Source organism: Mesorhizobium sp. P2_E6, assembly GCF_056403835.1.
Map to the genome: position 1 here is coordinate 120816 of NZ_JBFUEQ010000012.1, position 14148 is coordinate 134963.

Below are 14148 nucleotides of genomic sequence, written 5' to 3' on the forward strand. Positions count from 1 at the left end.
TCGGATTTGAAAGCCAAATTGATCCGCAAAGGCACGGCTTTGAGAAATAGAATTCCGAGATTTGCCGAATCAGTTGGGCGGGTGCCCCGATCGCTCAGGCAGAAGCCGCGGCGGTCAGGCCGCGCATAATGTCGGCCTTCAGGTCGTCGACGTCCTCGAGGCCGATTTGGAGGCGGATCAACGGGCCTTCATACGGGCCCTTTGCGACAACGCGGTCGGCGAGCCAGACCGGCACCGCAAGGCTCTCATAGCCGCCCCAGGAATAGCCGAGGCCGAAGATCTGCAGCGCGTCGAGAAAGGCGTGCTGCTGCTTCTGGCCGCCGCCGGCAAGCACGATGGAAAAGATGCCGCTCGAGCCGGAGAAGTCGCGCTTCCACAGGCCGTGGTCCGGATGGCTGGGAAGGGCAGGGTGGAGCACGCGCGCCACGCCCTTCTGGCCCTCGAGCCAGGAGGCGATGGCGAGCGCGCTGCGCTGATGGTGCTCGAGGCGCACGCCCATGGTGCGCAGGCCGCGCAGCACTTGGTAGACATCGTCGGGCCCGGCGCAGCAGCCAAGCGTGCAGAAGCTTTCGTAAAGATGCTTCCAGCAGCCTTCGTTGGCCGAGACCGTGCCAAGCAGCACGTCGGAATGGCCTGCCGGATATTTCGTCGCCGCGTGGATCGAGATGTCGACGCCGTGGTCGAGCGGGCGGAAATACAGCGGCGTCGCCCAGGTATTGTCCATCATGACGATGGCGCCTGCGGCATGCGCCGCCTTGACGATCGCCGGGATGTCCTGCAGCTCGAAGGTGTTGGACGCTGGCGATTCCGTGAACACCACCTTGGTGTTGGGCTTGATCAACGCCGCGATGCCGGCGCCGACATCGGGGGCGTAGTACTCGACCTCGACGCCCAGCCGCTTCAGCATGGTGTCGGCGAAGTTGCGCGTCGGGTGATAGACGGAATCGACGATCAGCAGATGGTCGCCCGCCGAGACGAAGGCGAGCAGCGGCACGGTCACCGCCGCAAGGCCCGATGGCACCACGATCGTGCCGGCCGACCCTTCCAGTGCATCTATGGCGTGGGCAAGGGCATCGGTCGTCGGCGTGCCACGCGTGCCATAAGTGTATTTCTGGCTGCGTGCAGCCATCGACGCCGCGTCGGGATAAAGAACGGTCGAGGCGTGCACCACCGGTGGATTGACGAAACCGAAATAGTCATGCGGGTTGTTGCCCGAATGGGTAAGCCGCGTGTTGATACCCAGTCGGTCGCCGTCTTTCGCCATTCTTCTTCGCCTTGTTCGACAAGGCGCTAGCCATAGTGCGACCGCTTTGGCCGTGCAACCGGCCTGCACCCGCCAGGCAACCGACTTCGGATGTACCAAGTCGTGTCTGGTGAAGGGGCGCACAGTCTTGCCCGGTCCGAACGCATTGCGCTCTTGGCCGTTCGGCTATTGAGGACGGCCGGGAAAGATATATGATTGATTCCTAATATTTTCCCGGACTGCCTCGATCAGATGCTGCCGGATGATCCTTCCCGGTTGACCTCCTGATCCCCTGCGATCCGGGCATCTCGCTTGCAGAGCAGTGAATGCAGCCAAGGGGAGGAATGCCATGACGAACGTCAAGTGGATGATCAAGGCGCGCGAGTTCGTCAACTGCAACTGCGCCTATGGCTGCCCCTGCCAGTTCAACGCCTTGCCGACGAATGGATTCTGCCGCGCGGTGGTCGGCGTGGAAATCGAGAGCGGCTATCACGGCGACACCAAGCTGGATGGCTTGCGCTTTGCCGGTGTCTTCCGCTGGCCCGGCGCAATTCACCACGGCAGGGGTGAGGCGGCAGTGGTCATTGACGAGCGGGCGACCGAGGCGCAGCGCGGAGCGCTGCTTCGCATTCTCAGCGGTGAGGACACCGAACCCGGCGCGACCATATTCCAGGTCTTTTCGACTACATTGGAGACGGTCCACGATCCGATCTTCGCGGCAATAGACTTCGAAGTCGACATCGATGCCCGAGCCGCTCGCCTGCACGTGCCGGGCGTAACCTCGGGCCGCGGCGAGCCGATCAAGAATCCCGTCACCGGTGCGGAGCATCGGGCGCGCATCGACCTCACGCATGGTTTCGAATATTCGCTTGCCGAGGTCGGGCGTGGCTGGACCAAGGCGACCGGCCCGATCAAGTTCGAACTGGCGGACTCGCACAGCCATTTCGCCAATTTGCACCTCTCGCAAAGCGGCATCGTGCATTGACCTGATCCAATGATCGACACGGCTCTCGAGGCGGTGCTGCGGCGCGACCGCACAGTCGTGACGGCCGCGCTCGTCATCATAGCCGTGCTCGCATGGGTCTATGTGATGTGGCTCGCGGCCGACATGACCATGCAGAATGCTGCCGCCCCGAGCGCCGCAGTTGGCGATATGGCCGGCATGGACATGTCAGGCACCGATGCGGGCAATATGGATATGCCGGGCATGGATAAGGGTGGCATGGACATGGGCGCCACGATGGCGCCCGGCTTCCGCGCCTGGGCGCCAGCTGATTTCGCTTTCATCTTCGCCATGTGGGCCGTGATGATGGTTGGCATGATGACGCCGTCGGTGGCGCCGATGGTGCTGCTTTATGCCGGGGTCGGTCGCAAGGCGCGTGCGGGTGGGCGGCCCATCGCATCGACTGCATGGTTTTTCACCGGCTATCTGCTCGTCTGGGTTGCCTTCAGCGTGGTCGCGACCGCCGCGCAATGGCTGCTGGCCAGTCAGGCCTTGCTGAGCCCGTTGATGGCAACCAACAGTACGGTTCTCGGCGGCCTCGTCCTGATCGCGGCCGGCCTCTATCAATGGACGCCGATGAAGGGCGTCTGCCTGCAGCAATGCCAGGCACCGATCGCATTTCTGGCCAGTCATGGCGGGTTCCGCTCCGATCCGCTTGGTGCACTTCGATTCGGGATCGTTCATGGCGCCTATTGCCTCGGCTGTTGCTGGGCGCTGATGGCACTCCTGTTCGTCGGCGGCGTCATGAACGTGCTGTGGATCGCCGGCATCGCCATCCTCGTTCTCCTGGAAAAAACCGTCCCGACCGGGCAGTTGATCCCGCGCATCTCTGGCACGCTCATGGCGGCAATCGGCGCCTGGCTGCTCGTCCAGGCATCCTGAGCTGCGCTCCTCCCGTTTCCGGCGGCAATGCCATGCGACCGGGTTGCTCGTCATGCATTTAGTCTTTGGGTACGCCAATTCATTCCGGGATATTGGTGGCGCGTAGTAAATCCACGGGACAGATTTCGCCGGCGTAGTCCGGATCCGCGGGCGACCCGACTTTGCCGATTTTGTTTGCGCGGCTTGCTAATTTCATGACGCTCTTGGCTGCAATTCAGGCATTTGCGGCCGTTGGTTTTCAAACTCTTTCGAATTCGGTCATTTTCCTTGACCTCACGGGAATTATCGCCTTCGATGCCATTCGTGAATGGGAGGCGGCGCGTCGGTTGCGATGTGGGGTTCCGGGTATGGGCCGGAATGGGAGCTGCGTTCACACGGGAAAAGATCAGGGTTTGCCTGAAAAACAGAGAAAAGGGTCTGTGGGTCATGAAACATATTGCTATCAGCATTCTTGGCGCCGCCACGCTTGGGTTGATGGCGTCAGCCGCCTCGGCAACGACGCTCGACACCGTCAAGGCGAAAGGCTTCATCCAGTGCGGTGTCTCGACCGGCCTGGCTGGCTTCTCGGCGCCGGACGACAAGGGTGACTGGCAAGGTATCGACGCGGATTTCTGCCGCGCAGTCGCGGCCGCCGTCTTTGGTGACGGCACCAAGGTCAAGTTTACGCCGCTCAGCGCCAAGGAGCGGTTCACCGCGCTGCAGTCCGGCGAGGTCGACATCCTGTCGCGCAACACCACCTGGACCATCAATCGCGACACCGCGCTTGGCCTGAACTTCGTCGGCACCACCTACTATGACGGCCAGGGCTTCATGATCAACGCCAAGAAGCTGCCCGGCGTCAATTCCGCGCTGCAGCTTTCCGGTGCCGCCGTCTGCGTACAGAGCGGCACGACCACCGAGCTCAATCTCGCCGACTATTTCAAGGCCAACAAGATGGAGTACAACCCGGTCGTCTTCGAGAAGCTGGAAGAGGTCAACGCCGCCTATGATGCCGGCCGTTGCGACGTCTACACCACCGATCAGTCGGGTCTTTATGGTATTCGCCTGACGCTGGGCGCGCCGGCCGACCACGTCGTGCTGCCCGAGATCATCTCGAAAGAGCCGCTCGGACCGGCCGTGCGCCAGGGCGACGACCAGTGGTACCACATCGTCAAGTGGACCTATTTCGCGCTGCTCGACGCCGAGGAGCTCGGCATCACCAAGGCCAATGTCGACGAAATGAAGAACTCCGCCAGCCCGGAGATCAAGCGCGTGCTCGGCCAGGAAGCCGATACCAAGATTGGCACCGATCTTGGCGTCTCAAATGACTGGGTCGTCAACATCGTCAAGGCCACGGGCAACTACGGCGAAATGTTCGACCGCAATGTCGGCTCGGGGAGCCCGCTCAAGATCGCCCGCGGCATCAACGCGCTATGGACCAAGGGCGGCCTGCAATACGCTCCACCGATCCGCTGATCGAAATGTGATCCGGAAGGCAGATCGTCTGCCTTCCGGTTTCTCTTTCAGGGGACGGTCGAATGGCATCGCAGGAAGTTCTTCGCGAGGAGCCAAGTCGCGCTTCTCTCATAAATGATCCAAAAGTCCGCAGCATTTTCTATCAATGCCTGGTCGTCGCCTTGCTGGTGTCTGGTGTCTGGTGGATCGTTCACAACACGATCGTGAACCTGACGAACCTGCACATTGCCTCCGGCTTCGCCTTTCTGAGAGGCCGCGCCGGCTTCGACATTTCCGATACGGCGATCGCCTATACGTCGGACTCCACCTATGGCCGGGCCATCATCGTCGGCTTGATCAACACATTGATCGTCGCGTTTGTCGGCATCATCACCGCCACCATCATTGGTTTCATTGTCGGCATTGGCCGGCTGTCGCAAAACTGGCTGATCCAGAAGATCTGCACCGTCTATGTCGAGGTGTTCCGCAACATTCCGCCGCTGCTGGTCATCTTCTTCTGGTATTCCGGCGTGCTGGCCGTGCTGCCGGCCCCGCGCGATAGCATCAGCCTGCCGTTCGGATCGTTCCTCAACCAGCGCGGCTTCTATTTTCCGCGCGCCGTATGGGGTGACGGCTCCTGGCTGATCCCGGTGGGGCTGCTTGTCGGCATCGCCATGGCGTGGTTCGTCGCCCGCAAGGCGCACCAGCGGCAGATGGCGACCGGGCAGCAATTCCCGGTGTTCTGGACGTCGCTGGCGCTGATCATCGGGCTTCCGCTGCTCGCTTATGTGCTGAGCGGTTTCCCGGTGACCTTTGATTTTCCGAAGCAATCGACTTTCAACCTGACTGGCGGCTTCGTCGTCAAGCCGGAATTCCTGTCGCTCTATCTGGCACTGTCCTTCTATACCGCCGCCTTCATCGCCGAGATCGTGCGCGCCGGCATTCGTGGTGTTGCCAAGGGCCAGAGCGAGGCCTCGTCAGCTCTTGGCCTGCGTGCCGGCCAGGCGTTGCGGCTGGTGGTTGTGCCGCAGGCCATGCGCATCGTCATTCCGCCGCTGGCCAGTCAGTATCTCAACCTGACCAAGAATTCCTCACTCGCCATCGCCATCGGCTATCCCGACCTGACGGCAACGACCGGCACGGTGCTTAACCAGACCGGCCAGGCTGTCGAATGCGTGGTCATCATGATGGTGATCTATCTGGCCATCAGCCTTCTGACCTCGCTATTCATGAACTGGTTCAACGCCAAAATGGCGCTGGTGGAGAGGTAAGGACATGCAAGAACATGATATGTCCTGGGTTCGCACCGAAATGGCACTGGCGCAGCCGGCGCCGGCCGGCGTCACAGGCTTCAGCGCCTGGGTGCGCAAGAACCTGATTGCGTCGACGGGCGACACCATTTTGACCATCATCGGTTTCGCGCTGGTGGCGATGATCCTGCCGCAGATCATCAACTGGGCCTTCATCAACGCCGTTTGGACGGGACCTAACCGGACCGTGTGCGCCACGGTGGCGCAGGGCGGTATCCAGCCGGATGGCTGGTCCGGCGCCTGCTGGGCCTTCGTCAACGCCAAGTTCGGCCAGATCATGTTCGGCACCTATCCGGTCGAGGAGCGCTGGCGGCCGATCCTGGTTGGCATATTGCTGGTCGTGCTCATGGTGCCGATGCTGATGCCAAGCGTGCCGCGCAAGGGTCTCAACGCCCTGCTGCTGATCGTCGGTCTCCCGATTGTGTCGTTCTTCCTGCTGGTCGGTGGCGCGTTCGGTCTGGAACATGTCGAAACGGCGCGCTGGGGCGGCTTGCTGGTGACGCTGTCGCTGTCTTTCGTGGCCATCGTCGTGTCGTTGCCGCTTGGCATCGTGCTGGCGCTTGGCCGTCGCTCCAAGATGCCGATCGTAAAGATGCTGTGCGTCATCTTCATCGAAGCCGTACGCGGCATTCCGCTGATCACCGTTCTGTTCATGGCCAGCGTCATGCTGCCGCTGTTCCTGCCGCCGGGCGTCACGTTCGACAAGTACCTGCGTGCGCTGATCGGCGTGTCGCTGTTTGCCGCCGCTTATATGGCTGAAGTGGTGCGCGGCGGGCTGCAGGCGATCCCCAAGGGTCAGTATGAAGGCGCCGATTCGCTTGGCCTTGGCTATTGGCAGAAGATGTATTTCATCGTCATGCCGCAGGCACTGAAGCTGGTCATCCCGGGTATCGTCAACACCTTCATCGGCATGTTCAAGGACACCAGCCTGGTCACGATCATTTCGATGTTCGACCTGCTCGGCATCGTCAAGCAGAACTTCTCCGACGCCAACTGGGCGACGGCGCAGACCGCCAAGTCGGGTCTGATCTTCGCCGCCTTTGTCTTCTGGCTGTTCTGCTTCGGCATGTCGCGCTATTCAATGTACACTGAACGCCGACTCGACACCGGCCACAAACGCTAAACAAAAGAACAAGGGGATCCTGTCATGGCAACCGAAAATGCCGTTAGCGCGGAAGAGATCAAGGTCAACGCCGCCAAGATGCACATCTCCGACACCGATGTCGCCATCGACATCGTCGCCATGCACAAATGGTATGGTGAGTTCCATGTGCTGAAGGACATCAACCTGAGAGTGATGCGCGGCGAGCGCATCGTCATCTGCGGCCCGTCGGGTTCCGGCAAATCGACGATGATCCGCTGCATCAACCGTCTGGAAGAGCACCAGAAGGGCAAGATCATCGTCGACGGCAAGGAACTGACCAACGATCTGAAGAAGATCGACGAGGTGCGCCGCGAGGTCGGCATGGTGTTCCAGCACTTCAACCTGTTCCCGCATCTGACCATCCTGGAGAACTGCACGCTGGCACCGATCTGGGTGCGCAAGACACCGAAGAAGCAGGCTGAGGAAATCGCCATGCATTTCCTCAAGCGCGTCAAGATCCCGGAACAAGCCAACAAATATCCGGGCCAGCTGTCCGGTGGCCAGCAGCAGCGCGTGGCGATCGCCCGTTCGCTGTGCATGAACCCTCGCATCATGCTGTTCGACGAGCCGACCTCGGCGCTCGATCCGGAAATGATCAAGGAAGTTCTGGAGACGATGGTCGGCCTTGCCGAAGAAGGCATGACCATGCTGTGCGTCACCCACGAAATGGGCTTTGCCCGCAAGGTCGCCAACCGCGTGATCTTCATGGACCAGGGCCAGATCGTCGAGCAGAACACGCCGGCCGAGTTCTTCGATCATCCGCGCCACGAGCGCACAAAGCTGTTCCTGTCGCAGATCCTGCACTAGGCTTTCGACAACCAGGAAGAGCCCGGCTGAAACAGTGCCGGGCTCTTTTGCGTATGGATGAGCAGGAGGCGGGCGGCTCGTGTCGCGCCGGGGTGCGTTTGCAATGCCGCCATTCATGAAGAAGCTGGGACGTTTTCTAGGCCTGCTACTGATCGTCGTTGCGCTTGCTGCGACGCTGGGCACTCTGGTGCCGAGGCCGCTGTGGCCGCCGGCCGCCGCCAATCCCGCCACCACGCGCCACATCCTGGTGCTGAACAACCCGATCCACACCGATATCGCCATCCCGATGGACGACAGGGTGCGCCAGCGGTTCCATTTCCTGGTCGACGCCGCCATCCCGGCCGAAAGTCCGGAGGTTCGCTACATCGTCTTCGGCTGGGGTGGTCGCGCCTTCTACCTGGAGACGCCGACATGGTCCGAGCTCAAGGCCATCCCGGTGATGAAGGCACTGACCCTCGACGCGTCGGTCATGCATGTCGACGTTGCTGGCGCCATAGTCGAACCGCATCCGGATGTCGCCGGCTTCGACATCGGCGAGGAGCGTTTTGCGGCACTGCTCGATTTCATCGATGCGAGTTTCCAACGGGGGCCGCAAGGGCCGCTTCTTGTTCCGGGCGCGGCCTATTCCAGCTTCGACCGCTTCTATGAAGCCAACGGCCATTTCAACGCGTTGGTCGGCTGCAACACCTGGACGGCGGCAGCCTTGCGTACCGCCGGCTTGCGCACCGGCTGGTGGAATCCGCTGCCGGCTTCGCTCGGCCTGTCGATGCGGCTTTACAATTAACTCCGTTCTATGGGCCGGCATTCGGCCTATGCCCCAGCTTTCAGCGCCGGATGATTTTCTGCGGCTGCCAGCCATAAAGCCAGTCCAGATCGGCGGCGAGTTTTTCAGACGAGCGCATTTTCAGGAACAGATTGCGTGCGATGGAGACTGGACCCGCGGCATGCCAGGCGAGGCGGTTGAGGGCGCCACGACGGGCGACCCTGGCGACGCGCGGCCGTCGCAGGTTCTCCCAGATTTGAAGACCTTGTGCCGGATCGCCGGGCAAGTCCGCAACGACATCCGCAAGTGCGGCCGCATCTTCGATCGCCATGGCGGCACCTTGCGCCGCGAACGGCGTCATCGCATGCGCCGCATCGCCGATCAGCGCGATGCGGTCGTTCGTCCAAGGCTGCTTACTCTCGATCGTATGGATCGGCCACGCCGTCCACCCGCCGGCTTCCTCGATCAGACGGGCAAGTGCTGCTGCCGTACCGCGCATGGCACCGGTCAAGATCCTGGTGTCGGCGTTCCCGGACCAGCCCTCGGCAATGCGTTCGCCTTTGGTGAAAGCGACAAGATTGAAGGCAGCACCTTTGCTGACGGGATAGGCGACCATGTGGAAGCCGGGATGCAGGAAGGTCGTGACGCAATCGGTGGCGCCGATCGCGGCGAAGGCTTTTCCGGCAGCGCTGTCGGCGGGAATGGTGGCACGCCAGGCCAGTTCGCCCGAAAAGTGACTTCTTGGCGAGGCCGCTCCCCTGGTTGTGTCGACAAGCCCGCGCACCGATGACCAGACGCCATCGGCGCCGACCAGCAGCAAGCCCTCGGCCTCGATGGTCTCGCCGTCCATCTCGGCAGCCACTGTGACACCATGGCTGCCTTTCGCAACGCCGCTGACATGTGCGCCGGGAGAAAGAACGATGTTCGGCATCTCGGCAACGCGCGCAGTCAGTGCGCTCTGCAAGTCAGCCCTGTGAGCAACGAGATAGGGTGCCTGCCAGCGGGCTTCGGCGGCTTGTCCCAGCGGCACGCGTGCCAGTTCGCGCAACGTCGCGGCGTCCTTCAACACCACCGCTTCCGGCCGCACCGCTGCCAGCAGCAGCCGGTCGAGCGCGCCAAGCTGGCGAAGAATGCGAGTTGCGTTGGGAGAAAGCTGGATGCCGGCGCCTGCGGCTTCCAGACGCTGCGCCTGTTCGAACACCTGCACGGGGTAGCCGCGTTCGGCGAACGCCAGCGCGGCGGTCAGCCCGGCGACGCCCGCCCCGGCGATGACGATTTGCCGGGACCGCGTGTCGTCCATCGGGCTTGCCGCGAAGGAATCAGGCGGCCTGGTCGATGTAGATACAGCCGGCCGGCAGCGTTTCTGTCGCCTTCAGCTTGGACGAATAGCGGTAGAGCGTCGAGCAATAGGGGCAGACCTTTTCGTTGTCGTCGCCCATGTCGAGAAACACATGCGGGTGGTCGAAAGGCGGGTTGGCGCCCGTGCACATGAATTCCTTGACGCCGATGTCGATCGCCGGGTGGCCCGCATCGTTCTGAAAATGGGGAATGGAACCGCCTGCCATCGTCGTCGTCTCCTTAACGCAGTCTCTTCTGCATCTGGATCATAACCGGTCTCTTTGCAAGTTCGATGAAATCAAACTGTCGCAAAAGCCTGTCAGAGGATAAGTTAAGCCGGTTAAGGCAATGACCCCGAAAACGGAATCGGTTTACGGAGAGGGTCAGGCCTCGCTTCAGGGCACCTGCGGCGCATCCGGGAAGGTTGCGTCGCTCGGCGGCGGAGCGTGAGGGAAGAGCAGGAAAAATGAACGAACTGAAGCCGGTGCAGAGCGAATTCGTGAATGTCGAGGTGGCTCGCCCGGAGGGCGGCAACCCGGATCGCTTTGTCAACCGGGAGTTTTCCTGGCTGCAGTTCAACCGGCGCGTTCTCGAGGAGTCGCTGAACCTCAATCATCCGCTGCTGGAGCGCGTCCGTTTCCTGTCGATCTCGGCGGCCAACCTCGACGAGTTCTTCATGGTCCGCGTCGCCGGTCTTGCCGGCCAGGTGCGCGAGGGCATCACGCTGAAAAGCCCTGACGGCCGCACCCCCGAACAGCAGCTCGAACAACTGCTGCGGGAGGTTGAACGGCTGCAGGAAGACCAGCAGAAGAGCCTTTCGGCACTCATCGTGCTGCTCAACAAGGAAGGCATCGAGAGCATCACCCGTGACGCACTGACCAAGGACGAAAAGATCTGGCTGGAAGACCATTTCCAGGAGCAGGTGTTTCCGGTGCTGACCCCGCTGTCGATCGACCCGGCGCATCCGTTCCCGTTCATCCCCAATCTCGGTTTCTCGATGGCGCTGCAATTGCGCCACCGCAAGAACGGCGAAGAGATGAGCGCGCTTCTGCGCCTCCCTGTGGCGCTGAAGCGCTTCATCCGTTTGCCGGACCGCAAGCACCATGTCCGCTTCATCCCGCTGGAAGAGGCAGTCGGCCTCTATATCGGCAAGCTGTTCCCAGGCTATGAGGTCAAGGGATCCGGCACGTTCCGCATCATCCGCGACAGTGATATCGAGGTCGAGGAGGAGTCCGAGGATCTGGTGCGCCTGTTCGAGACGGCGCTGAAGCGCCGCCGCCGCGGGTCGGTGATCCGCATCGAATTCGACGTATTGATGCCGGCGGAACTGCGTGACTTCGTTGCCGGCGAGCTGGGCGTATCGTCGAGCCGCATCAGCGTTCTGACCGGTCCGCTGGCGCTCAGCCAGATTTCCGAAATCGTCGCCATCCCGCGCGACGACCTCAAGTTCACGCCCTACAATCCGCGCTTTCCCGAGCGCATCCGCGAGCATGGCGGCGACTGCTTCGCCGCCATCCGCGAGAAGGACATCGTCGTCCATCACCCCTACGAATCCTTCGATGTGGTGGTGCAGTTCCTGCGCCAGGCGATGGCCGATCCGGAAGTGGTGGCGATCAAACAGACGCTTTACCGCACCTCCAACGACAGCCCGATCGTGCGCGCTCTGGTCGATGCGGCCGAGGCCGGCAAGTCGGTGACCGCGCTGGTCGAGCTCAAGGCGCGTTTCGACGAGGAAGCCAACATCCGCTGGGCGCGCGACCTGGAGCGAGCCGGTGTGCAGGTCGTGTTCGGCTTCCTCGAGCTGAAAACCCATGCGAAAATGTCGCTGGTGGTGCGGCGCGAGGACGGCAAGCTGCGCAACTATGTCCATCTCGGTACCGGCAACTACCATCCGGTCACCGCGCGCATCTACACCGATCTGTCTTTCTTCACCACCGATCCGACGATTGCCCGCGATGTCGCCCAGCTCTTCAATTTCATCACCGGCTATGCCGAGCCGACGGATGAGATGCGGTTGGCGATCTCGCCGTTCACGCTGAGAAGCCGCATCTTGAAGCATATTGCCGTCGAGATTGCTCATGCGGTGGAGGGGAGGCCAGCGCGCATCTGGATGAAGATGAACGCGCTTGTCGATCCGATCATCATCGATGCGCTCTATGACGCCAGCCGTGCCGGCGTCGAGATCGACCTCGTCGTGCGCGGCATCTGCTGCCTGCGGCCGCAGGTCCCGGGCCTGTCGGAAAATATCAGGGTGAAGTCGATCGTCGGCCGTTTTCTGGAACACAGCCGCATCTATTGCTTCGGCAATGGTCATGGGCTGCCATCGGACGAGGCGATCGTCTACATCTCTTCGGCCGACCTCATGCCGCGCAATCTCGACCGCCGCGTCGAGACCATGGTGCCGATCACCAATCCAACTGTGCATGAACAGATCCTGGGCCAGATCATGCTGGGCAACATCATGGACAATCAGCAAAGTTTCGACGTATTGGCTGATGGAACCTCCCGGCGCGTCGTGCTGGAGGAGGGCGAGGAACCGTTCAACGCGCAGGAATATTTCATGACCAATCCGAGCCTGTCGGGACGGGGTGACGCGCTGAAGTCGCACGCGCCCAAGCGCATCGCGCAGTTCAAGCGCCGCAAGAAGAACGCCGCAGCGTCCACCTGATGCTGTCTGATTCCCAGGGCCGGTTGCAGGACCGCCGACCGCTATCCATCATCGACATCGGGTCGAATTCGATCCGTCTCGTCGTCTATGAGGGGCTGGCGCGCTCGCCGACCATGCTGTTCAACGAAAAGATGCTGGCCGGCCTCGGCCGCGGCATCGTTTCCACCGGCAAGCTCGACCCCGAGGCGGTGACGCGCTCGATGGAGGAGTTCCGACGCTTTCGCGCGCTCTCCGACCAGGCCGGCGCAGAGCACATGTATGTGCTGGCCACCGCCGCGGCGCGCGAGGCGATCAACGGTCCTGATTTCATCCACCGTGCCGAGGATGTGCTCAAGACCGAGATCCGGGTGATCAGTGGCCGCCAGGAAGCCTATTATTCGGCGCTCGGCGTCATTTCGGGCTTCCATCCGGCCAATGGCATCGCCGGCGATCTGGGTGGCGGCAGCCTCGAACTTGTCGACGTCAACGGCGAGGCGATCGGCGACGGCATAACGCTGCCGCTTGGCGGCTTGCGCCTGCAGGACATGGCGAAGAACTCGCTGACCCAGGCGGCCAAGATCACGCGTGACGAACTGTCGAGGGCCAAGCTGTTGAAAGGCGGGCAGGGCAGGCCCTTCTACGCGGTCGGCGGCACCTGGCGAAATCTCGCCCGGCTGCACATGGAAATGACCAATTATCCGCTCGGCGTCATGCACCATTACGAGATCAGCGCCGACAGTGCGACGAACTTCCTCAAGCAGGTGGCCAAAGCCGAGATCGAGAAGGTCAAGGGCATCGAAGGCGTTTCGAAGAACCGTCGTTCGCTGCTGCCTTATGGCGCCATCGTGCTGCAGGAGATCATGGCGGCGATGCAGCCGTCGAAGATCATCGTGTCGGCGCTCGGCGTGCGTGAGGGCTTTCTCTATTCGCTGCTCGATGAGGCCGAGCAGAAGGCCGATCCATTGATTTCGGCGTCGGAGGAACTCGCCCGGCTGCGCTCACGCTCCGTCACCCATGCGCATGAACTTGTCGACTGGACCGCCAGGACCTTTGCCGCCTTCGGCATCGACGAGACCGAGGACGAGGCGCGCTATCGCCACGCCGCCGCATTGCTGGCCGACATCGGCTGGCGCGCGCATCCCGAATATCGGGGCAAGCAGTCGCTCAACATTATCGCGCACGCGTCCTTCTTCGGCGTCGACCATCCCGGCCGTGCCTTCCTGGCACTGGCCAACGCCTATCGTCACGACGGCATCTTCAACGAGGCCATCGCACCCGAGATCAAGGCGTTGGCTTCGCCGCGTTACCTGGAGCGGGCACGCGTGCTGGCGGCGATGATGCGCGTCGTCTACCTGCTCACGGCATCGATGCCTGGCATCATGCCCCGGCTGAAATGGGAACAGCGCGGCAACGGCGTGCTGGCGCTGGTGCTGCCTGCATCTCTGGCCGACCTCTATGGCGAACGGCCGGCCGGCCGCCTGGCGCAACTGGCAAGGATCACCAACCGCCGGCTGGTGCTGGCCGTCGAGGGCGGCCCAAGCGTTTCGGTGAAATAGAGCGTTTCGGTGAATTCGGTG

General features: G+C 62.0%; 12 protein-coding genes. 9 read left to right on the top strand and 3 right to left on the bottom strand.

Going from position 1 to position 14148, the window contains the following annotated elements:
* Window positions 1–94: 94 nt before the first annotated feature.
* Window positions 95–1264: a cystathionine beta-lyase gene (locus tag AC1D08_RS26550; protein ID WP_457152935.1), complete on the bottom strand. Its 1170-nt coding sequence runs from the start codon at window positions 1262–1264 to the stop codon at window positions 95–97.
* A 328-nt stretch (window positions 1265–1592) separates the two neighbouring features.
* Here AC1D08_RS26550 and AC1D08_RS26555 point away from each other — a divergent pair, with 328 nt between their 5' ends.
* From AC1D08_RS26555 to AC1D08_RS26585, 7 genes are all read left to right on the top strand, one after another.
* A complete protein-coding gene (locus AC1D08_RS26555; protein ID WP_095086166.1) occupies window positions 1593–2228 on the top strand; it encodes a DUF1326 domain-containing protein in 636 nt (211 codons plus the stop codon).
* Window positions 2229–2237: 9 nt separating this feature from the next.
* On the top strand, window positions 2238–3128 hold the full coding sequence (locus tag AC1D08_RS26560) for a DUF2182 domain-containing protein (RefSeq protein WP_457153827.1): 891 nt from the start codon (window positions 2238–2240) through the stop codon (window positions 3126–3128).
* A gap of 426 nt (window positions 3129–3554) precedes the next feature.
* Entirely contained in the window at window positions 3555–4583 is a 1029-nt protein-coding gene (locus tag AC1D08_RS26565) for an amino acid ABC transporter substrate-binding protein (protein ID WP_095086162.1), read from the top strand.
* A gap of 62 nt (window positions 4584–4645) precedes the next feature.
* Window positions 4646–5833, top strand: coding sequence for an amino acid ABC transporter permease (locus tag AC1D08_RS26570; protein ID WP_477305936.1), 1188 nt, complete (start codon window positions 4646–4648; stop codon window positions 5831–5833).
* Window positions 5834–5837: 4 nt separating this feature from the next.
* The gene (locus tag AC1D08_RS26575; RefSeq protein ID WP_095086157.1) at window positions 5838–6995 is read left to right on the top strand and encodes an amino acid ABC transporter permease; all 1158 of its coding nucleotides are present in this window, start codon (window positions 5838–5840) and stop codon (window positions 6993–6995) included.
* A 78-nt stretch (window positions 6996–7073) separates the two neighbouring features.
* The gene (locus tag AC1D08_RS26580) at window positions 7074–7823 is read left to right on the top strand and encodes an amino acid ABC transporter ATP-binding protein (RefSeq protein WP_184872215.1); all 750 of its coding nucleotides are present in this window, start codon (window positions 7074–7076) and stop codon (window positions 7821–7823) included.
* Window positions 7824–7938: 115 nt separating this feature from the next.
* On the top strand, window positions 7939–8607 hold the full coding sequence (locus AC1D08_RS26585; RefSeq protein ID WP_457153922.1) for a TIGR02117 family protein: 669 nt from the start codon (window positions 7939–7941) through the stop codon (window positions 8605–8607).
* Between the two features lie 40 nt (window positions 8608–8647).
* Here AC1D08_RS26585 and AC1D08_RS26590 read toward each other — a convergent pair whose 3' ends face one another.
* Together AC1D08_RS26590 and AC1D08_RS26595 are read right to left on the bottom strand one after the other, a co-directional pair.
* Window positions 8648–9886: an FAD-dependent monooxygenase gene (locus AC1D08_RS26590; protein WP_477424424.1), complete on the bottom strand. Its 1239-nt coding sequence runs from the start codon at window positions 9884–9886 to the stop codon at window positions 8648–8650.
* Between the two features lie 19 nt (window positions 9887–9905).
* Window positions 9906–10151 (bottom strand): zinc-finger domain-containing protein, encoded by a 246-nt coding sequence (locus tag AC1D08_RS26595; protein ID WP_095086137.1) that lies wholly within the window; start codon window positions 10149–10151, stop codon window positions 9906–9908.
* 239 nt (window positions 10152–10390) lie between these two features.
* Here AC1D08_RS26595 and AC1D08_RS26600 point away from each other — a divergent pair, with 239 nt between their 5' ends.
* Both AC1D08_RS26600 and ppx read left to right on the top strand, forming a co-directional pair.
* On the top strand, window positions 10391–12592 hold the full coding sequence (locus tag AC1D08_RS26600; protein ID WP_457153920.1) for an RNA degradosome polyphosphate kinase: 2202 nt from the start codon (window positions 10391–10393) through the stop codon (window positions 12590–12592).
* Window positions 12592–14127, top strand: a complete 1536-nt coding sequence (ppx, locus tag AC1D08_RS26605; RefSeq protein WP_477424426.1) for an exopolyphosphatase — start codon at window positions 12592–12594, stop codon at window positions 14125–14127. Before AC1D08_RS26600 ends, ppx begins: the two co-directional genes overlap by 1 nt.
* Window positions 14128–14148 lie beyond the last annotated feature (21 nt).

Coding starts and splice junctions, on each gene's coding strand:
- AC1D08_RS26550 (WP_457152935.1), bottom strand. CDS start 1,264: ATGGCGAAAGACGGCGACCGACTGGGTATCAACACGCGGCTTACCCAT.
- AC1D08_RS26555 (WP_095086166.1), top strand. CDS start 1,593: ATGACGAACGTCAAGTGGATGATCAAGGCGCGCGAGTTCGTCAACTGC.
- AC1D08_RS26560 (WP_457153827.1), top strand. CDS start 2,238: ATGATCGACACGGCTCTCGAGGCGGTGCTGCGGCGCGACCGCACAGTC.
- AC1D08_RS26565 (WP_095086162.1), top strand. CDS start 3,555: ATGAAACATATTGCTATCAGCATTCTTGGCGCCGCCACGCTTGGGTTG.
- AC1D08_RS26570 (WP_477305936.1), top strand. CDS start 4,646: ATGGCATCGCAGGAAGTTCTTCGCGAGGAGCCAAGTCGCGCTTCTCTC.
- AC1D08_RS26575 (WP_095086157.1), top strand. CDS start 5,838: ATGCAAGAACATGATATGTCCTGGGTTCGCACCGAAATGGCACTGGCG.
- AC1D08_RS26580 (WP_184872215.1), top strand. CDS start 7,074: ATGCACATCTCCGACACCGATGTCGCCATCGACATCGTCGCCATGCAC.
- AC1D08_RS26585 (WP_457153922.1), top strand. CDS start 7,939: ATGAAGAAGCTGGGACGTTTTCTAGGCCTGCTACTGATCGTCGTTGCG.
- AC1D08_RS26590 (WP_477424424.1), bottom strand. CDS start 9,886: ATGGACGACACGCGGTCCCGGCAAATCGTCATCGCCGGGGCGGGCGTC.
- AC1D08_RS26595 (WP_095086137.1), bottom strand. CDS start 10,151: ATGGCAGGCGGTTCCATTCCCCATTTTCAGAACGATGCGGGCCACCCG.
- AC1D08_RS26600 (WP_457153920.1), top strand. CDS start 10,391: ATGAACGAACTGAAGCCGGTGCAGAGCGAATTCGTGAATGTCGAGGTG.
- ppx (WP_477424426.1), top strand. CDS start 12,592: ATGCTGTCTGATTCCCAGGGCCGGTTGCAGGACCGCCGACCGCTATCC.